The following is a 19,238-nucleotide window of genomic DNA, read 5'->3' as shown; positions in this document are numbered from 1 at the left end:
AAACGAAAAGAACAGCTGATCTGGGCTGTTCTTTTTTTGTGTCTTTCAGCCGCTTCTTGAACAGATAAAATGAAAAAGGAGAATGAAAGAAATCAAGTATTCCGTCATGGTTCCCTAGTGCTTCGTCAGTAGCCGCCTCAATTCCCTGCTTCGTATCGTTCCCATTTCGGCTATCCGCCCGCCCATATGGGCACTAAGCGTTGGATTGTGCCCGTTTTGGCTTTCTGGGAACCCATTTGGGCACTATCTCCTTCAAATCGTTCCTATCCGCACACCCATTTAGGCACTTTTTTTCCCAGTAATGATCAATAATTTCCTGTAACCCGATTATTCTCCCACTAACGATTAAAACTTTACTTTTGAAATCCTCTTCCAGCCACAACTGGAAATTGAAGCAGAAGAACCGTCCCCGTGCTTCAATAATTTGTTGTGAGACATACAAGGATTTGGTGTGGGTGTCATAGTATATAAAACAATTAAACTTTTGAAAATATTATTCGGAATATTGAATACAATTGGCTGCTGTTGGCAAGAATAGGTGTATGGAGGTGGAGGGATTGGGTTCGCTTTTGGCTAAAAACCAGGCAGGTGGAACGTGTGTGATTTGCGAACAGACAAAGATGGTTGGAATACACCTGTATACTTCTTTTGTTTGCGCGGAGTGTGAGAGCAGCATGATCAATACAGATACGAGTGATCCAAAATATAAATACTATGTTGAGAAGCTCAGGAAAGTGACGAAGCCTGGGATTTACAGTTAAAAGCTCAATCAGAGCTTTTATTTTTTTTGTGGTAAAATAGACAGGTATGAAAAAAACCTTTTAAAGGTGAGTTATATGGATCAATCACGGACACCCTTGTTTGACAGGTTAATTCAGCATGTGGAGGGGAAACCGATTTCTTTCCATGTGCCGGGCCATAAGAATGGAACTATTTTTCCTGGCAAGGGGCAACGGTATTATCGCGATATATTAAAATTGGATGCCACCGAGCTGACAGGCCTGGATGATCTTCACAGCGCGGAAGGCGTGATACAGGAGGCAGAAAACCTGCTTTCGGATCTTTACCGTACAGAGCGCAGCTTTTTCCTGATCAATGGTTCGACTGTCGGGAACCTGGCGATGATTCTTTCGGCTGTAAAAGAAGACGACAGCGTGCTTGTGCAGCGCAATTCCCATAAATCAATCATGAACGGACTGAAGCTTGCGAAAGCACAGCCGGTTTTCTTAAGTCCTGAATATGATCAGGATGCAAAGACGGCAGGCGGAATCCGTTGGGAAACTGTAAGGAACGCGATCAGCCAGCATCCGGATGCAAAAGCTTTGATTTTGACATATCCGAATTATTATGGGATGACGTATGAGCTTAAGAGCATCATTGAATTGGCGCACAGGCACCGAATTCCCGTTCTGGTCGATGAGGCCCATGGCGTCCACTTCATCGCTGGGAAGGCATTTCCTGAATCAGCTGTTCGATTGGGAGCGGATGTGGTGGTGCAATCGGCGCATAAGACGCTTCCGGCGATGACGATGGGGGCGTACCTCCACTGTCAGGGCAGCCTGCTGCCGTTTGACAATCTGCAGTTTTACCTGCAGGCCCTGCAGTCGAGCAGTCCCTCTTATCCCTTGATGGCTTCCCTCGATCTTGCCCGGAGCTACCTTGGTACTTACCGGCAGGAAGATATGGATAATCTGCTTGAAACGATCGGGAAATTCCTCGGGATGATAACAAAGCTGAAAGGAATACGTCTTATCAAGCAGGCTGATCCGTTAAAAATCGTCCTGCAGGCAACAGGGGCATGGACGGGCTATGAGTTGCAGCACGCCCTTGAAAGCGAAGGGATTTTCACTGAGCTGGCAGATCCCTATAATGTGCTTTTGGTCCTTCCTTTGCTAAAAAAAGGAATGCCGCATCATTTGCAGGAGGCAGCTGGAAAAATTGCCAAGGTATCGGATATGATTCCGGTTGGACAGGCCAATTCAGGGTTTTCTTTTCACAAAAAGGCCATTTCATCCCTGGCGGTCAGCTATCGTGTTATGGACAGCCTGGAAACGGAAGAAGTCAGGCTGGACGAATCGATTGGACGGATATGTGCGGCGGACCTGATTCCATATCCTCCAGGTATCCCGCTTTGCCTTCGCGGTGAAAGGCTAAGCAGTGAAGACATAGGGACGATTTCGTACCTGCAGGGAGCAGGCGCCAAGATTCAAGGCGGGGAAAGCTTGCAGGCTGGAAAAATAAAAGTGTTCAAAAGTTGGAGGATGTAAATGGCTAAGGGTATGTTTATTTCAATAGAAGGACCGGAAGGTGCGGGTAAGACGACGATCATCAATATGCTGGCAGAAAATCTAAAAAAAGAAGGCTATCATGTGCTGGCAACCCGCGAGCCAGGCGGGATCGAAATTGCCGAGCAAATCAGGAGAGTGATCCTGGATAAAAACAATACGGCAATGGACCCGCGGACAGAAGCTTTGTTATATGCAGCGGCACGCAGGCAGCATCTCGCGGAGAAGGTCAAGCCCGCTCTAGAATCGGGAAAGATCATCCTCTGTGACCGGTTCATTGACAGTTCCCTCGCTTACCAGGGACATGCGAGGGGGCTTGGGATCGATGAGGTCTATTCAATCAACAAGTTCGCAATCGAGGATATGATGCCACGATTGACCCTGTATTTTGATCTGGATCCGGAAATCGGCCTGGCAAGAATCAGCCGGCATAAAGGGAGAGAAGTGAACCGGCTCGATCTCGAAGCACTGGAGTTCCATCAGAAGGTGAGGGAAGGCTACAGGCTACTTGTGGATCGGTTCCCGGACCGGATTGTGAAAATCGATGCCTCGGGAGAACTGGATAGAGTATACCAGGAAGCAGAAGCGACGATAAAAAAGCTGCTGGATGTTGACAAGCCTTGACTATTCGAGGCTTGTTTTTTAAAAAAATTTGAAAGTATATTTCGAGAAACGTTAGCTTTGAAAAGCTTGGGTCACCAGCCGCCCTGAAGCAGATCGGGGGAGTATGTTGCTCCCGCGGCTCATGCCGCGAGAGCAAGGCAGCAAGGGATTCGGCTCGCATTGCGCCTGGCTGGAGAATTGCCGCTTCAAGGATTGCCTTATGTCCGTCAGGCTGGCCAAGGCGCTTGCGCTTTTGAGGGATTTAACACTGGGACGTGGCTGGAGCGAAAAAAGAGTGTCTCGTCATGCCTAAGAAGGGGCGGAAATACGCGCTGAAGATTCTGCAGTCAGCCGCGGGCAGCGCGTGGCCGGGTATGGAAGCCACAATCAAAGGAAATGCTGCCTTCCTAAAAAAAGGAAGGTGGAAAAACCCTCCAGCAATCGGGATTTACTATAATACCATGCCTTGGACCGTGAATCCTGTTATAATGAAGGTACATTGCTTCGGATTAAAACAATAGGAGGAGCTTGAATGAAATTAATTTTAGCCGTGGTCCAGGACCAGGACAGCAACCGTCTGTCGAATGCATTGGTGGACCATAATTTCCGCGCGACAAAATTAGCCAGTACCGGTGGTTTCCTGAAGTCGGGAAATACCACTTTTATTATAGGAACAGAAGACATCCGGGTTGAAAAGGCTCTTGAGATCATCAGGGATAACTGCAAATCAAGGGAGCAGCTCGTTGCTCCTGTTTCGCCGATGGGCGGAAATGCTGATTCATATGTGCCATATCCTGTTGAAGTGGAAGTCGGCGGGGCGACGGTATTTGTATTGCCAGTTGAACAGTTCCACCAATTTTAGTGAGAAGGAATGGAACGAGATGAAGATTAACCAGGATTTGCGCCTGAATGTCGATAACACGCGGCCAGAACAAAAGCAGCACCCGGGCAGCGGAGCCAAGTTCAATACGCTTGTACAGAAGCAGGAGCATCAATTGCAGCTCGGACAGCTTCAGCAGCTGATGAAAGAGGTGGACGCCGCTGGCGAACGCCTTGCGAAATCGAAGAATTTCAGGGATCTTTCGAAATTCAAGTCGCTCGTGAAACAATTTGTGAAAGAAGCCGTGAACTTTGGAATGGAACTGAAGCATTCGCACAGCTGGAACCAGTTTGGCGAGGGGCGTCCGCTGAAACTTGTCGCAACCATTGATGACAAGCTGATTGAACTAGCCGATGATATGATGGATAAAAAAGGGGAACAGGTCGATTTGCTCGGAAAAATCGGGGAAATCAAGGGCCTGTTAGTCAATTTATATACGTAAGAGAGTGATCGCATTGGCAAAAACGTGGGACGAGCTGGAGAGATTGCAGCCCAATGTCTTGAAAATGTTGAAAAGCAGCATCCTGAAAAACCGTATAGCCCATGCGTATTTATTCGAAGGAATGCGGGGGACAGGCAAGAAGGAGATGAGCCTTCTCCTTGCCAGAAGCATTAATTGCCTTGAACCGGTTGAAGGCTACAAGCCTTGCGAAAACTGTTTGAACTGTAAGCGGATCAGCCATGGGAACCATCCGGACATCCATTTGATCGAACCAGACGGATTGTCGATCAAAAAAGGGCAGATCCAGGAACTGCAGGAGGAATTTTCAAAGACTGGCGTCGAATCGAGAAACAAGCTGTACACGATTGTCCATGCAGACAGGATGACGCCAAATGCAGCCAATAGCCTGCTGAAGTTCCTTGAAGAGCCTCATGCAGGGACAGTTGCAGTCTTGATCACAGAGCAGGCGCAGCAAATGCTGCCGACCATTTTATCGAGGTGCCAGCTAATCAGTTTCACCCCGCTGTCTCCTGAAAATATGCGGGAACAGTTGATTGCGGGTGGAGTGAGCCCTCACCAGGCCCCGATTCTGGCACAGTTGACGAACAATCTGGATGAGGCACTGGAAATTAGTCATGATGATTGGTTTGCACAAGCACAAAAAATAGTGTTAAAATTATATGAAGTGCTGAAAAAGAATTCGCTGGAAGCGATGGTCGCACTCCAGGAAAGCTGGTTCCTGCACTTTAAAGAGAAAGATCAGATTGATCGTGGTTTGGATTTATTACTTCTTATTTTTAAGGATTTACTATACATCCAGCTTGGCAAGAAAGACCAGGTTGTATATCTGAACGAATCCTCGCGTTTAGAACAGTTCGCACTACAAACATCTGGACGGCGTCTTACAGATCAAATGGCAGCCATTCTGGAGGCCAAGAGAAAGCTGCATGCCAATATGAATCCCCAGCTGCTGATGGAAGAGCTGGTGTTAAAATTGCAGGAGGGATCTACACTTGTATGATGTAGTAGGTGTCCGCTTCAAAAAAGCGGGAAAGATTTATTATTTTGATCCCGGAGATCTCTCAATTCAAGTGGGCGAATTCGTCATAGTCGAAACTGTCAGGGGTGTCGAGTACGGAAGGGTTGTGACTCCCCGCAAGCAGGTCGGCGAAAAGGATGTCGTCCTGCCTTTGAAAAAGGTAGTGAGGATTGCGGATCACAAGGATCGCCTGATTGTCGAGGAAAACAAGGAAGCTGCAAAAGAAGCTTATGATGTTTGCAGCAATAAAGTGAATGAACATCAGCTGGATATGAAGCTTGTTGATGTTGAATATACATTTGACCGCAATAAAGTCATTTTTTACTTCACGGCTGACGGCCGCGTCGATTTCCGGGAACTTGTCAAGGATTTGGCAGCCATTTTCAGGACAAGGATCGAACTTCGGCAGATCGGTGTCAGGGATGAAGCGAAAATGCTTGGCGGTATTGGCCCGTGCGGCAGAATGCTATGCTGTTCAACGTTTTTGGGAGATTTTGATCCAGTTTCGATCAAGATGGCCAAGGATCAAAACCTCTCGTTGAATCCAACGAAAATCTCAGGCCTGTGCGGAAGGCTGATGTGCTGTTTGAAATATGAGAACGATGAATATGAGACAGCGAAAGAACAGCTTCCGGATCTTGGCGCGACGATTGTCACGCCGCATGGCCCGGGAAAGGTGGTCGGATTGAATATCCTTGAACGTGTCCTCCAAGTGGATGTAGCCGCCCAGGAACGTGTCCTCGAATACACTCTGGAGGAAATACAGGAAGCAGGAGCCGTATCTTTACAATCATCCACAGATTAATGAGGTGGAACAGGTGGATAAAAAGGAGATTTTTGACTCAGTAAGCAATATGGAATTGCAAATCGGTCAATTGTACCGTCAGCTTGGTGAGTTGAAATTGCATCTTGCAGAGATACTTGAGGAAAATAACTCATTGAAGCTGGAAAATGAACATTTAAGACGCCGTCTGGATCAAACCATTGATAAAAAGGATCCGAAAGTTAAGAAAGGTGCGAAGGGCAGCGGCCAGGCAGCCCACAGCGAAAGGAACCAGGTGGACATCGGTGAGGGCTATGACAACCTTGCCCGGCTTTACCAGGAAGGCTTCCATATTTGCAACCTGCATTTTGGGAGCCCGCGCAATGAAGGAGATTGCCTGTTTTGCCTGTCCTTTCTTAATAAAAAATAGTTGGCAGCCTTCCTCTAGCGGGAAGGCTATTTTTTTAAGGGAAACGGTCTGAAAGCTGCTGCTGATTCTGCTGAATGCAGATGGGAGCGAATCCCCGCGTTTCCAATAAGCTTGCGGAGGAACGGATGAAATGGTGAATTTAAAAGATGATGAAAGACTCGATTATTTATTGGCTGAGAACTTAAGGATCATTCAAAGCCCGAATGTTTTCTCCTTTTCGCTTGATGCGGTGCTGCTTGCAAGGTTCGTTTGGGTGCCGATCCAAAAAGGGAGGCTCGTCGACCTGTGCAGCGGCAATGGCGTGGTTCCCCTGTTTTTAAGCGCAAGGACAAAAGGGACGATTACCGGCGTGGAGATCCAGGAGCGCCTGTATGATATGGCGGTTCGCAGCATTGACTATAACAAATTAGGGAACCGGCTCCACATGATCCATGGGGATATCAAGGATGCCCCGAAGCAGCTCGGGTACGAAAAGTTCGATGTCGTGACCTGCAATCCGCCTTATTTTCCCACTCCATCGCAGGAGGAAATGAATGTGAATGAACATTTGGCGATTGCCCGGCATGAAATCCTCTGTACCCTTGAGGACGCCATCCGTTCGGCCAGCCAGCTCGCTAAGCAGGGGGGCAAGGTGGCGTTCGTCCACAGGCCAGGAAGGCTGATCGATATCATCGGGCTGATGAGGAAATACCGGCTGGAGCCGAAAAGGATCCAGTTTGTGTACCCTAAGGCCGGGAAGGAAGCCAATACACTGCTGATCGAGGCAATCAAGGACGGGAGCCCGGATTTGAAAATCCTTGAGCCGCTGGTTGTTTATGGCGAAGATAACGAATATACACCGATCGTGAGAGAGATTTTATATGGAAACAAGTAAGCATTATTTTTATGTGCTGCTTTGCCGTGATGGCAGCCTGTATGCAGGGTATACGAACAACCTTGAACGGCGGCTGAAGATGCATAATGAAGGGAAAGGGGCAAAATACACAAGGGGCCGTGGCCCTGTCCGGCTGGTGTATTCGAAAGCCTTTGCTGAAAAAAGCGATGCACTGAAGGCAGAGTATGAGTTCAAGCAATGGACACGGAAAAAGAAGGATGATTTCCTACTGAAAGAAACGGGTGGTTTAGATGCAGCAGCAGAAAAGTTTTGAACGTGAAGATGAAAAAGGGATCCTCTACCTTGTCCCGACGCCGATTGGCAACCTTGAGGATATGACCTTCCGGGCGATCAGGATCCTGAAGGAGGCTGATTTGATTGCGGCTGAGGATACGAGGAATACAAAGAAACTCTGCAATTACTTTGAAATCGACACGCCTGTGACAAGCTATCATGAGCATAACAAAGAGAGCAGTGGCCATAAGCTGATCGAGAAGATCCGGGAGGGGGCGAAAGTAGCGCTTGTAAGCGATGCGGGAATGCCGACGATTTCGGACCCGGGTTCTGAGCTTGTTGTCGAAGCAATTGCAGAAGGGCTGGCTGTCGTCCCTCTCCCAGGGGCGAACGCTGCGCTGACAGCGTTGATTGCCTCAGGTATCCAGCCACAGCCCTTCTATTATTACGGTTTCCTTCAGAGAGGAAAAAAAGAGAAGAAAAAAGAGCTTGAAGAGCTGTCGAAGCAGACGGCTTCCATCATTCTGTATGAAGCCCCACACCGGCTGAAAGAGACGCTTGCTTTGCTGCTGGCAGGACTGGGCGACCGGAAGATTGTCCTTTGCAGGGAATTGACGAAGAAGTACGAGGAATTCATCAGGGGGACGATTTCAGAAGTGTTGGCGTGGGCCGAGAAAGGGGAAATCCGGGGAGAGTTCGTGCTGATCATTGAAGGCGCGCCGGAGGGATCGAGCGCAAAAGAGGAGCCAAAATGGTGGGAAAAGCTTGCGATCCCTGAACATGTCGACCATTATATGGCCAATGGGAACATGAGCCCAAAGGAAGCCATCAAGCAAACAGCCAAAGACCGCGGAATGCAAAAAAGGGATGTATACCAGGCTTACCATATTGATTAAGAGAATAGGCACCTGGAGCCGCAATGTCGAAATGCAAAAAATCCATAAAAATAAAAAAAGGCCGTGGAATCTTCCACGGCTTTCGATTTGCAAGATTATTGGCCCACAGGTTCGAATGATTGCTGGATTTCTTTCAGAAGCTGTTCTGCACCTTCACGGCTAAGGACAAGCTTTCCGCCAGCAAGTGAGATGTTGTTGTCAGAAACTTCACCAGTGATGTGGCAAGTCATGTTTGGCTTGTATTTCTTGAGGATGATGCGGTCATCGTCAACATAGATTTCCAAAGCATCTTTTTCCGCAATGCCAAGAGTCCTTCTCAGTTCGATTGGAATCACCACACGGCCCAGTTCATCAACTTTGCGTACAATACCAGTAGATTTCATATTCTTTTCTCCTCCCATATTCCTTCTATGATTTCGCCATTTTTCGACATAGTTTTTCTATTGGTTCTATAATACCAGCCATTCCATTTAACGTCAATTAATTTATTTTTCTTCTGCTAGAAATTTTTAGCATTGAAAGAAAACCTTTCAGCACCAATGGTTCAACGCTGATAAAATCAATTACGTCAAGGGTTTGCCCGTCATTTTTGCTGATGGGGAAATACTGAAAATATTATCTGTGCATAATAAGCAAACCATTATTCGACAAAATTCTACAAAAATGTCGACAAAATGTTATCTCTTTGTCATATTTGTTCGCAGTTGCACAATTTAGTCTTATTAGGTATATTTTGAGGATATAAGAGGTAATCATGTTAAAGATAAGTGAACATCGATACGGCTCCTTGCCGGACCTTTATCCGACCAGCTCCAGTCCTTTTGAAGGACTGGGCTTTTTTACACACTAAAGCATGGCTTTAGCTGGTATAATAACAACTATTAGGATTGAACAAGCAGTTTTAGTTAAGGAGGATCTCCATGGAAGAGAAATTAAAGACCTTTTACCTGACAACCCCAATTTATTATCCAAGCGGCAATCTCCATATCGGCCATGCTTATACAACGGTAGCGGGCGATGCGATGGCCCGTTATAAAAGGCTTCGCGGCTTTGATGTCATGTATTTGACCGGAACGGACGAACACGGACAGAAAATCCAGCGAAATGCGGAAGCGAAGGGGGTCACCCCCCAGCAATATGTCGACGAAATCGTAGATGGCATCCAGGCACTCTGGAACAAGCTCGATATCTCTTACAACGATTTTATCCGTACCACCCAGGATCGCCATAAACAGATTGTCGAAAAGATTTTCGCCCAGCTTCTGGAGCAGGGGGATATTTACCTTGACCAATACGAAGGCTGGTACTGTACGCCTTGTGAGTCATTCTATACAGACAGGCAGCTTGAGGACGGAAATTGCCCAGACTGCGGCCGCCCTGTCGAAAAGGTGAAGGAAGAATCGTACTTTTTCAAGATGAGCAAGTATGCGGACAGGTTGCTAAATTATTATGAAGAGAACCCGGAATTCATCCAGCCTGAATCAAGAAAAAATGAAATGATCAATAACTTCATCAAGCCGGGTCTTGAGGATCTCGCTGTATCACGTACGACCTTTGATTGGGGCGTGAAAGTCCCTGGCGATCCAAAGCATGTCATCTATGTCTGGATTGATGCTTTGTCGAATTATATCACTGCGTTGGGTTACGGGACAGAGGATGACTCCAAGTATCTGAAATACTGGCCGGCGGATGTCCATCTTGTCGGAAAAGAAATCGTCCGATTCCATACGATTTACTGGCCGATCATGCTGATGGCACTGGATTTGCCGCTTCCGAAAAAAGTCTTCGCCCACGGCTGGCTTTTGATGAAGGATGGAAAAATGTCCAAATCGAAAGGGAATGTCGTTGACCCTGTAACGTTGATTGACCGCTACGGCCTCGATGCGCTTCGTTACTACCTGCTTCGTGAAGTGCCGTTTGGTTCTGATGGCGTCTTCACGCCGGAAGGCTTTGTCGAAAGGATTAATTTCGACCTTGCCAACGACCTGGGCAACCTGCTGAACAGGACGGTTGCGATGATCAACAAATATTTCGGCGGAGAAATCCCAGCTTACAACGGTTCTGAAGGCGAATTCGAGAAACAGCTTCTCGAGGTGAATAAAGAAACGGTTGTAAAGTATGAAGAAGCGATGGAAAACATGGAGTTTTCCGTGTCACTAACGACAGTATGGCACTTGATCAGCCGCTGCAATAAATTCATTGATGAAACCCAGCCATGGGTGCTTGCGAAGGACGAGGAGAAGAAAGGCGAGTTGGCGAATGTCATGGTCCACCTTGCTGAGTCTTTAAGAAGGGTGGCAATCCTGCTGAAACCGTTCTTGACCAGGACTCCAGACAAGATCTTCGCACAATTGAACGTGGCATCAGATTCATTGAAATCATGGGAAAGCCTGGAGGAATTCGGGGCAATTCCAGCAGGAACGAAGGTTATCCAGGGTGAACCAATTTTCCCTCGCCTCGATTTGAATGAGGAAGTCGAGTACATCAAGGGAAAAATGCAGGGAAATGCACCTGCAGCAGAGACTGAAGCGGAGAAAAAGCCTGAAGAGCTGGATGAAATCACGATTGATGATTTCATGAAGGTGGAGTTGAGGGTCGCGCAGGTGATCCATGCCGAACCGGTAAAAAAAGCGAATAAGCTCCTGAAGCTTCAGCTGGATTTAGGCTATGAAAAACGCCAGGTCGTCTCGGGGATTGCGAAATATTATAAACCAGAAGATCTGGTCGGCATGAAAGTCATCTGTGTCACAAACCTGAAGCCAGTCAAGCTCCGCGGCGAGCTTTCTGAAGGAATGATCCTCGCCGGGGAAAAAGACGGCGTCATGTCATTGGCATCCGTTGAGGATTCCCTGTCGGTCGGAGCGAGAATCAAGTAATCGAAGGAAGCGAGCCTCTCGGCGGCAAGCAAAGGGTAACAAGGATGGCAGGTTGTTCCTCCTGCTTCCCGAGGGATTAAATCACATCGGCAAACTGAAGGCGCCAACAATGGCTCGGTAAGAAAAACCTGGAAATGTTTCATGTGTAACATTTCCGGTTTTTTTATTTGGCTGTGTGTTGATTTCTGAATAGCTGTTGGTTGGAGAAGGCACGTAGACCCCTCGAAAATGCAAACGCATTTCCTTCGTGCGTGGACAAATTCGGGGAAGCCCATTCAGTGTCCAGCAGGAGTACAGGGCAGGGGAGGCTCCGGAGGCGTATAGAGTCGAAAATGCTCCCCGGCACGCCTGGGGAAAGCGGCCGACTAAAACCGCCGCGTCCTGCGGCAAAGTCGGCACGAGGACTTCCTGTACGTCGATGTGCCGGGAGTGGAAATCAACAATCAAATTTCACATAGCCTTTTTAAGATACCCGCTGCCTTGAGCGTTGGATGGGGTCTCCCTTTCCCAAGGGGCGGTCCTTTAAAAATAAAACAGTCCCTAATACCCGTTAAATGACGGGTTTTTACATGGGAAGGACGAAAAATTTGACCTTTACAACGAAAAAAAGTTATGATATCGACAAATCTTTTTCACGAAATAAAGAACAAAGTGGCTTTTCTATTCATCTCGCGGGCCGGGGTGGTTAGAATGAAACTGTAAGCGATGCCAGTAAAGGAGTCTAGCCATGCTTTTTGATACACATGTACACTTAAATGCTGAACAATACAACGACGATCTTGAGGAGGTCATTGACCGGGCAAAAGCGGAAGGTGTTACGAATATGGTCGTGGTCGGGTTCGACCAGGAGACAATCGAAAAAGCAATCGAGCTGGCTGAGAAATATGAGTTCATTTATGCCAGCGTAGGCTGGCATCCTGTCGATGCAATCGATATGACCGCTGACCATCTTGAGTGGCTGAGGGAGTTGGCAGGGCATCCGAAGGTTGTCGCTCTTGGTGAAATGGGTCTTGATTATCACTGGGACAAATCTCCGAAGGAAGTCCAGAAAGAGGTCTTCCGGAAACAAATAAGGCTTGCAAAAGAAGTACAGCTTCCTATCATCATACATAATCGTGAAGCAACAGCAGACATAGTCGAGATACTAAAGGAAGAGAACGCAGCCGAAGTCGGGGGGATCATGCATTGCTACAGCGGAAGTGTGGAAATAGCGCTTGAATGCATCGAGATGAATTTCCTGATTTCGCTTGGCGGCCCAGTCACCTTCAAGAACGCGAAGAAGCCGAAGGAAGTCGCGGAAAAGATTCCTTTGGACCAGCTGCTGGTCGAAACGGATTGCCCATATTTAACGCCCCATCCGTTTCGTGGAAAAAGAAATGAACCAGCGTATGTAAAACTTGTTGCTGAAGAAATAGCCGGCATAAAAGGGTTGGCACTTGAGGAAGTTGCTGAGGCAACAGCCGAAAACGCAAAAAAATTATTCGGCATAAAGTGATAAAAAATGATGTCGATTTATCGGCAAGGTTGTCCAAACTTTTTGTATTTCCAAAAAGTTCTACATGTCTGATCCGGAACATAAGATAACCTTGTCGATAACTCTTTCTTTTCTTTTCATGGAAGTTCTTGCATAATAGGAAGAGCCTTGGGGAAGGGTGTCTGGGTTGACAAGTCGGCAACTATATCTTTATAATCACTCCGAGAAGAGGAGGCGTTTTTCATCGTGAATAAAAGCATGAAAAACCTGTTTTCCAAGACTTTGAGTAAAAAGAAGCTGGTGATTTTTTCTGCTAGTTTCCTAGTTTTTGCAGCTGTGCTTGGTTTCTTCATGTATGAAGGCACGAAAAAGACAGTAGCATTGACTCTGGATGGAAAGGAAAAGGTCATTAAGACACACGCAGATACAGTCCAGGATTTATTTGATGATCTTGAAATTTCATTGCGCTCAGAGGATTATTTATCGCTGGAGGCGGATACGAAGGTTAAAAATAACCTTTCGATCGTATGGAAGCCGGCAAAACAGGTGGAATTAATAGACGGCCAGGAAAAGGAAACGTATTGGACATCAGCCGATACGGTAGGGAATTTCCTGAAAGACCAAAACATCGTGTTAAGTGAACACGACAAGTTAAACTTAAACCCAGACGATAAATTAAGTAAGAATATGGAGATCGCCATTGAAAGAGCATTCCCGCTCAAGCTCGTAGTAGGCGGTAAAGAGCAGGAAGTATGGTCGACTTCGACTACGGTCGCTGACTTTTTATCACAACAAGGAATCAAACTGAACAAATTGGACCGTGTTGAACCTGAACTGAACAAGACAGTCACAAAGAACGGCAAAGTGAATGTCGTTCGCGTTGAAAAAGTCACCGATGTAGTTGAAGAACCTATTCGTTACGCAGTCATTACCAAAAACGACAGCAATCTGTTAAAAGGAAAACAAAAAGTCGTAAATGAAGGCCAGGAAGGATTGCTTTCCAAGCGTTATGAAGTCATTATGGAAAATGGCAAGGAAGTATCACGGAAACTGGTCAATGAAAAAACAGTGAAAGAAAAGCAGGACAAAGTTGTCGCAATGGGAACGAAGGTGCTCGTGGCCCAAGTATCCCGCGGTTCAAGCAAGCCAGCAGGGAAAGAGTTCTATGTCACTTCAACTGCTTATACGGCAAGCTGCAACGGGTGCTCCGGCTACACAGCAACAGGAATCAACTTAAGGACGAATCCGAACGCCAAGGTAATCGCTGTCGATCCTAGTGTCATTCCGTTAGGAACGAAAGTCTATGTCGATGGCTACGGTTATGCGGTAGCGGCCGACACAGGTTCTGCGGTAAAAGGTGCCAAGATCGATGTCTTCTTTGGTTCTAGCTCGGATGCTTATCGCTGGGGCCGTAAACGGGTGAAAATCAGAGTCCTGAATTAATCAACGATGCAGGGGAATCCTTCCTCTGCATTTTTGTAGTTTAAGAAAGTATCATTGTCAGCAAAGAAGCAACTGACGCGGCGGCCAATTTCAGGAATAAACGATAAGTGCGGCTATGCCTCTGTCTGCACCCTAAGGCTCGCCAGTCGGCGGGTTTTCTTTGTTTGTTTTTCAGCAGCAATCCGTTTAAGGTATAATAAGAAAAACCATTCAAAGTTTTACACCTATATAGACGATTATATTTCAGAAATGTTTCATTTATTTCAAAGAAAAAAGAAAAAGTTTTTTTCTTTATATTTGGAGGACACATGAAAATTAAAGAAATCATCGTAGTGGAAGGCAGGGATGATACAACCGCCATCCGTCGCGCGGTTGAAGCCGATACGATTGAAACGAACGGTTCGGCCATCAATGCTGAAACGATTGAAAAAATCCGTAAAGCCCACGAAACAAGGGGCGTGATTATTTTTACCGATCCGGACTTTCCTGGTGAAAAAATCCGAAACACGATTACCCAGCATATTCCGGGCTGCAAGCATGCGTTTGTCCCGAAAGAGCTGGCGAAGCCGAAATATGGACGCGGCATCGGAGTAGAGCACGCCTCGCCTGAAACGATCAGGGAAGCGCTGCGGGATGCCCACATGATGGAAGAGGAAGCTATCGAGGAAATCACCCAGGAAGACTTGCTTGCCGCAGGCTTGATTGGCGGCCCAGGGGCGAAGGAACGCCGGGAAAAGCTTGGCCTGCTGCTTAAAATCGGATATGCCAATGGAAAACAGCTGCATAAGCGGCTGATGATGTTTCAGGTGAATAGAACGGATTTCGCTGCTGCTATGGCGCAAATCTTCGAGGAGGAACAGGATGCATAAGGATATTGCCACACCAGCAAGAACGAGGGAAATACTGAATAAATTCGGATTTTCATTCAAAAAGAGCCTTGGGCAGAACTTTTTGATCGATACCAATATTCTTAACAGGATTGTTGACCATGCGCAGCTTACCGGCAAAAGTGCCGCTATCGAGATTGGACCTGGAATCGGTGCGCTGACTGAACAGCTGGCGAGGAGGAGCGAGAAGGTTGTCGCTTTTGAAATCGACCAGCGGCTGCTGCCGATCCTGGAAGATACACTGTCACCTTATCCGAACGTCAAGATCATCCATAGCGATGTTTTGAAAGCGGATGTACGGGCGGTCATCGAGACGGAATTCGCCGGAATCGAAGATGTCATGGTCGTTGCCAATCTTCCATACTATGTGACAACCCCGATCCTGATGAAGCTGCTCGAGGAGGAGCTGCCGATCAGGGGCATTGTCTGCATGCTCCAGAAGGAGGTGGCTGACCGCATTTCGGCAAAGCCAGGCACGAAGGACTACGGTTCGTTGTCCATCGCAGTCCAGTACTATACGAAAGCAGAAACGGTGATGATTGTCCCCAAAACGGTATTCATGCCTCAGCCGAATGTCGACTCAGCTGTGATCAGGCTGACGCTGCATGATCAGCCTCCGGTAGATGTGGTTGATGAAGCGTTTTTTTTCTTCGTTACGAAATCTAGCTTTGCCCAGCGAAGGAAAACAATCCTGAACAACCTGACAAGCCAGCTTCCAGAAGGAAAGCAAAAGAAGGAACAAATCCAAGCGGCGCTCAAGGAGGCTGGAATCGAAGAGTCCCGCAGGGGTGAAACCTTGGCAATCGAGGAATTCGCCCGTCTGAGCGACGCTCTTCACCCATATTTCAACTGAAGTCCGGGATCACCGGGCTTTTTTTTGTAGAGAACGTTGCGTTGCAGGGGGGAAATGAGGCAAGCCCCCAGACGAACAAAGACTATAGATGCGTCCAGGTTCGCCGAGGAGGCAACATGGAGGCTTGCTGCCTGTCCATTCCAATCCGGTTCTTTTTCTGTACAGGAGATCTGTCTGTAAAGTGATCTCTGCCAAATAAAATATCGTCCTTTCTTCGGGACGCTCTTCCAATGCTCACACCTTACCGGGATCCTGCATAGCTTATGAGAGGAAAACCAATAGCGAGGCCTGATGTACGGGCAAGTTGGGAGTGATGGTTGTGGACATTAATCTTATGGATATCGTCGGCAGGGTTTCGTATCATTGCGATATTATGTTCCGTGTGATCGATATCAAACAGATAGAAGGAAGGAAAACAGCCATCCTGTATGGGGAGGAATTCCGCTTGATTGCGGATGCGCCGTATGAAGATCTGATAAAAATAGATCCGGATATGCAATCACGGCTGACGAAGGAATTCCAGTCACTCGAGGAGCAATCGTACCGTCTGTTCCGGCAGGATGTCGATTTGCTGCAGCAAAAGCAGGAGTATGAAGCCACAGAAGGCTACAGCAAATCCTATAACTATTTCCAGATGCCCGGGAAGGTACTCCATCTTGATGGGGATCCAAACTACTTGGAGAAGTGCCTGTCCCTTTATAAAAAAGTAGGTGTCCCTGTCTATGGGATCCATTGCAATGAAAAAGAGATGCCGGACCGAATCGGCCACCTCATCGACTATTACCGGCCGGATATATTGGTCATCACCGGCCATGATGCCTATTCGAAAGCGAAAGGATCCATGGAGGACCTTAATGCTTACCGGCATTCGCGGCACTTCGCCCAAACCGTAAGGGAAGCCCGAAAAAAAATTCCCCATCTTGACCAGCTTGTCATTTTTGCTGGCGCGTGCCAGTCGCATTTCGAATCTTTGATCCACGCTGGAGCCAATTTTGCCAGTTCGCCCTCAAGGGTCAATATTCACGCGCTTGATCCTGTTTACATAGTGGCCAAAATCAGTTTTACGCCATTCATGGACCGGATCAATGTCTGGGATGTCCTGAGGAATACATTGACCGGTGAAAAGGGTCTCGGTGGAATCGAAACAAAGGGCGTATTAAGGACGGGAATGCCCTATCGGAAAAGTTCATCTGAATGAAGCGTCCGGCGGATAGAACTGCCGGCGTTTTTTTTATGGAATCCCGTACATAATTCTCCCAGAAGAAGGTTACTCTAAAAATGTTGAAAAATATAAGAAAAAGAAGATGAAAAAACATTGACATTTATTTTTGAATACTGTTATAATTTATGTTTTTATTTGACGAAGTTGTGTCAGTATGTTATACTTTACACAGTGAGGTGGACCGAATGCCAAAAACATTATCGGATATCAAGAAAGCACTGGATTCAAATTTAGGAAAAAGGCTTTTATTAAAGGCGAACGGCGGACGCAGGAAAACGATTGAACGTTCAGGTGTCCTGGCTGAAACCTATCCGTCCGTATTCGTGATTGAGCTTGATCAGGATGAAAATGCTTTTGAGCGAGTTTCATACAGCTACGCGGATGTTTTAACGGAAACGGTTGAAATTACCTTCTTTGAGGATACAACAGGATCTATGGCCTTGAGCTGATGAATGGGCCAAAGTGGTACAAGCAGTGGACTTTCGGGTTAACTGCTTTTTATTTTGCCTAAAAACCACTTGCCGGAGTTGGATGTTCGCCAGGAGGATAAATAAGGCGCACATGAAAATCCGCTTTTTAAAAAATACTAAAAAAGCCGTGATGGAGGAAGGAGCTGGTTTTAGTGGGCAGAAGAAGAGGGATCATGTCTGACCAATTAAAGGTAGAGCTCGCAAAGGAACTTGGCTTTTATGATGTTGTCCAGAACGAAGGCTGGGGCGGCATCAAGGCAAAGGACGCAGGGAACATGGTCAAGCGCGCTATTGAATTGGCTGAACGGCAGCTTGCCAATCCAAGGCGCTGATTGAGCTTTTTGTTTCTCTTGAACCGCTGGACTTTCTTGAAAAATGAAATCATTCCATCACGGCAGCCGGGGCAGAGCCCCCGGCTTTTTTTATTGTTTATCCCTTGATATGCAAGGTTACATAAAAGGGAACGCCCTTTAAGCTGCGGCTTTTCCCGCTGTGCTGTTGGAGTCGCGGGTGGCCATTAACGATACATTTTGTTTAAAAACATGTGAAATAACTGTATGGAATCGGCCTCAGATGATAAAATAGTTTATCTGCGGGGATGTTGCGGGAAGTCTTACTTTTATCTTTTTGTGGTAAAATAGGACAAAATATGGATTTCGTTTAAAGTAGGTGGAACAATGAAAATTTTAGTGAAAGCGCCAGCGAAAATTAATCTGTCGCTTGATGTCTTATATAAACGGCCGGATGGTTACCATGAAGTTGAGATGGTCATGACCACTATCGATCTGGCGGATCGGATCGAACTCAGCTTGCTTGGGCAAGACAAGATCCTCATCTATTCGCACAATCGGTTTGTGCCGGATGACCAGCGGAATCTTGCCTATCAGGCAGCACTTTTGTTAAAAGAAAGATTCCAGGTGAGAAAGGGCGTGTCGATCGGAATCGAGAAAACGATTCCTGTCGCCGCAGGGCTTGCTGGCGGAAGCAGTGACGCTGCCGCTACGCTTCGCGGCCTGAATAAGCTCTGGGGGCTTGGCCTGTCATTGGACGAACTGGCGGAGATTGGGGCGGAGATTGGCTCGGATGTTTCTTTCTGTGTTTACGGAGGAACGGCTCTTGCGACCGGCAGGGGAGAAATCATCGAGCAGCTTCCACCTCCGCCGACTTGCTGGGTTGTACTCGCCAAGCCGTTCATCGGTGTTTCGACAGCGGATATTTACCGCCGCCTGAATGTTGGAAAAATCCATCATCCACCTACAAAAGAGATGATCTCAGCGATTGAAGCTGGTGATTTTGACAAGGTTTGCCGAAGCGTTGGCAATGTCCTTGAGGAGGTTACATTGCAACTGTATCCTGAGGTAGCCCAGATCAAAGACCAAATGAAGCGATTCGGTGCGGATGCTGTGCTGATGAGCGGCAGCGGCCCGACGGTTTTCAGCCTTGTTGAGCATGACTCACGGATGAACAGAATTTACAATGGTTTACGCGGATTTTGTGACCAAGTATTTGCTGTCAGGATTCTTGGTGAACGGCACACCCTTGATTAAATCCGTATAATAGTGGTATA

21 protein-coding genes are annotated in these 19,238 nt (G+C 47.1%); 20 read left to right on the top strand and 1 reads right to left on the bottom strand.

Going from position 1 to position 19,238, the window contains the following annotated elements:
- The first annotated feature begins 548 nt into the window (after positions 1–548).
- The 11 genes from JJQ88_RS19390 to rsmI all read left to right on the top strand — a co-directional run bounded on the left by JJQ88_RS19390 (position 549) and on the right by rsmI (position 8,446).
- The gene (locus tag JJQ88_RS19390) at positions 549–761 is read left to right on the top strand and encodes a sigma factor G inhibitor Gin (RefSeq protein WP_481748322.1); all 213 of its coding nucleotides are present in this window, start codon (positions 549–551) and stop codon (positions 759–761) included.
- 75 nt (positions 762–836) lie between these two features.
- On the top strand, positions 837–2,267 hold the full coding sequence (locus JJQ88_RS19385) for an aminotransferase class I/II-fold pyridoxal phosphate-dependent enzyme (RefSeq protein ID WP_210367686.1): 1,431 nt from the start codon (positions 837–839) through the stop codon (positions 2,265–2,267).
- Positions 2,268–2,909, top strand: coding sequence for a dTMP kinase (gene tmk, locus JJQ88_RS19380; protein ID WP_210367685.1), 642 nt, complete (start codon positions 2,268–2,270; stop codon positions 2,907–2,909).
- 511 nt (positions 2,910–3,420) lie between these two features.
- Positions 3,421–3,750 carry a cyclic-di-AMP receptor gene (locus tag JJQ88_RS19375; RefSeq protein ID WP_210367684.1) on the top strand — a complete coding sequence of 110 codons (330 nt, stop codon included), beginning with the start codon at positions 3,421–3,423 and terminating at the stop codon, positions 3,748–3,750.
- A gap of 19 nt (positions 3,751–3,769) precedes the next feature.
- Positions 3,770–4,210: a YaaR family protein gene (locus tag JJQ88_RS19370; protein WP_210367683.1), complete on the top strand. Its 441-nt coding sequence runs from the start codon at positions 3,770–3,772 to the stop codon at positions 4,208–4,210.
- Positions 4,211–4,223: 13 nt separating this feature from the next.
- Complete coding sequence (gene holB / locus JJQ88_RS19365; RefSeq protein WP_210367682.1) at positions 4,224–5,231, top strand: DNA polymerase III subunit delta'; 1,008 nt, start codon at positions 4,224–4,226, stop codon at positions 5,229–5,231.
- A complete protein-coding gene (locus JJQ88_RS19360) occupies positions 5,224–6,054 on the top strand; it encodes a PSP1 domain-containing protein (RefSeq protein WP_210367681.1) in 831 nt (276 codons plus the stop codon). The genes holB and JJQ88_RS19360 overlap by 8 nt, the downstream gene beginning before the upstream one ends.
- Positions 6,055–6,067: 13 nt before the next feature.
- Positions 6,068–6,442, top strand: coding sequence for a DNA replication initiation control protein YabA (gene yabA / locus JJQ88_RS19355; protein WP_210367680.1), 375 nt, complete (start codon positions 6,068–6,070; stop codon positions 6,440–6,442).
- Positions 6,443–6,572: 130 nt separating this feature from the next.
- Positions 6,573–7,316 carry a tRNA1(Val) (adenine(37)-N6)-methyltransferase gene (locus JJQ88_RS19350; RefSeq protein ID WP_210367679.1) on the top strand — a complete coding sequence of 248 codons (744 nt, stop codon included), beginning with the start codon at positions 6,573–6,575 and terminating at the stop codon, positions 7,314–7,316.
- Complete coding sequence (locus JJQ88_RS19345) at positions 7,303–7,590, top strand: GIY-YIG nuclease family protein (protein ID WP_210367678.1); 288 nt, start codon at positions 7,303–7,305, stop codon at positions 7,588–7,590. The genes JJQ88_RS19350 and JJQ88_RS19345 overlap by 14 nt, the downstream gene beginning before the upstream one ends.
- Complete coding sequence (rsmI, locus tag JJQ88_RS19340) at positions 7,568–8,446, top strand: 16S rRNA (cytidine(1402)-2'-O)-methyltransferase (protein ID WP_210367677.1); 879 nt, start codon at positions 7,568–7,570, stop codon at positions 8,444–8,446. The genes JJQ88_RS19345 and rsmI overlap by 23 nt, the downstream gene beginning before the upstream one ends.
- A gap of 95 nt (positions 8,447–8,541) precedes the next feature.
- Here the strand turns inward: rsmI and JJQ88_RS19335 are convergent, their stop codons facing one another.
- Complete coding sequence (locus tag JJQ88_RS19335; protein WP_210367676.1) at positions 8,542–8,829, bottom strand: AbrB/MazE/SpoVT family DNA-binding domain-containing protein; 288 nt, start codon at positions 8,827–8,829, stop codon at positions 8,542–8,544.
- 537 nt (positions 8,830–9,366) lie between these two features.
- Between JJQ88_RS19335 and metG the strand changes: the two genes are divergently transcribed.
- The 9 genes from metG to ispE all read left to right on the top strand — a co-directional run bounded on the left by metG (position 9,367) and on the right by ispE (position 19,218).
- Entirely contained in the window at positions 9,367–11,322 is a 1,956-nt protein-coding gene (gene metG / locus JJQ88_RS19330) for a methionine--tRNA ligase (protein WP_210367675.1), read from the top strand.
- Positions 11,323–12,049: 727 nt separating this feature from the next.
- A complete protein-coding gene (locus JJQ88_RS19325; RefSeq protein WP_210367674.1) occupies positions 12,050–12,817 on the top strand; it encodes a TatD family hydrolase in 768 nt (255 codons plus the stop codon).
- A gap of 237 nt (positions 12,818–13,054) precedes the next feature.
- A complete protein-coding gene (locus JJQ88_RS19320) occupies positions 13,055–14,239 on the top strand; it encodes a G5 and 3D domain-containing protein (RefSeq protein ID WP_210367688.1) in 1,185 nt (394 codons plus the stop codon).
- 308 nt (positions 14,240–14,547) lie between these two features.
- A complete protein-coding gene (gene rnmV / locus JJQ88_RS19315) occupies positions 14,548–15,108 on the top strand; it encodes a ribonuclease M5 (protein ID WP_210367673.1) in 561 nt (186 codons plus the stop codon).
- On the top strand, positions 15,101–15,979 hold the full coding sequence (gene rsmA, locus JJQ88_RS19310; protein ID WP_210367672.1) for a 16S rRNA (adenine(1518)-N(6)/adenine(1519)-N(6))-dimethyltransferase RsmA: 879 nt from the start codon (positions 15,101–15,103) through the stop codon (positions 15,977–15,979). The genes rnmV and rsmA overlap by 8 nt, the downstream gene beginning before the upstream one ends.
- Positions 15,980–16,292: 313 nt before the next feature.
- Entirely contained in the window at positions 16,293–17,177 is an 885-nt protein-coding gene (yabG, locus tag JJQ88_RS19305; RefSeq protein ID WP_246861296.1) for a sporulation peptidase YabG, read from the top strand.
- A 209-nt stretch (positions 17,178–17,386) separates the two neighbouring features.
- Positions 17,387–17,650 (top strand): biofilm formation stimulator Veg, encoded by a 264-nt coding sequence (veg, locus tag JJQ88_RS19300; protein WP_125481632.1) that lies wholly within the window; start codon positions 17,387–17,389, stop codon positions 17,648–17,650.
- Positions 17,651–17,823: 173 nt separating this feature from the next.
- On the top strand, positions 17,824–18,003 hold the full coding sequence (locus tag JJQ88_RS19295; RefSeq protein WP_210367670.1) for a small, acid-soluble spore protein, alpha/beta type: 180 nt from the start codon (positions 17,824–17,826) through the stop codon (positions 18,001–18,003).
- 345 nt (positions 18,004–18,348) lie between these two features.
- Positions 18,349–19,218, top strand: coding sequence for a 4-(cytidine 5'-diphospho)-2-C-methyl-D-erythritol kinase (gene ispE, locus JJQ88_RS19290; protein WP_210367669.1), 870 nt, complete (start codon positions 18,349–18,351; stop codon positions 19,216–19,218).
- Positions 19,219–19,238 lie beyond the last annotated feature (20 nt).

It is taken from the genome of Bacillus sp. REN3, assembly GCF_017912555.1.
Classification (GTDB): Bacteria; Bacillota; Bacilli; order Bacillales; family Cytobacillaceae; genus Mesobacillus.
This window is presented reverse-complemented; position numbering and strand designations above follow the sequence as displayed.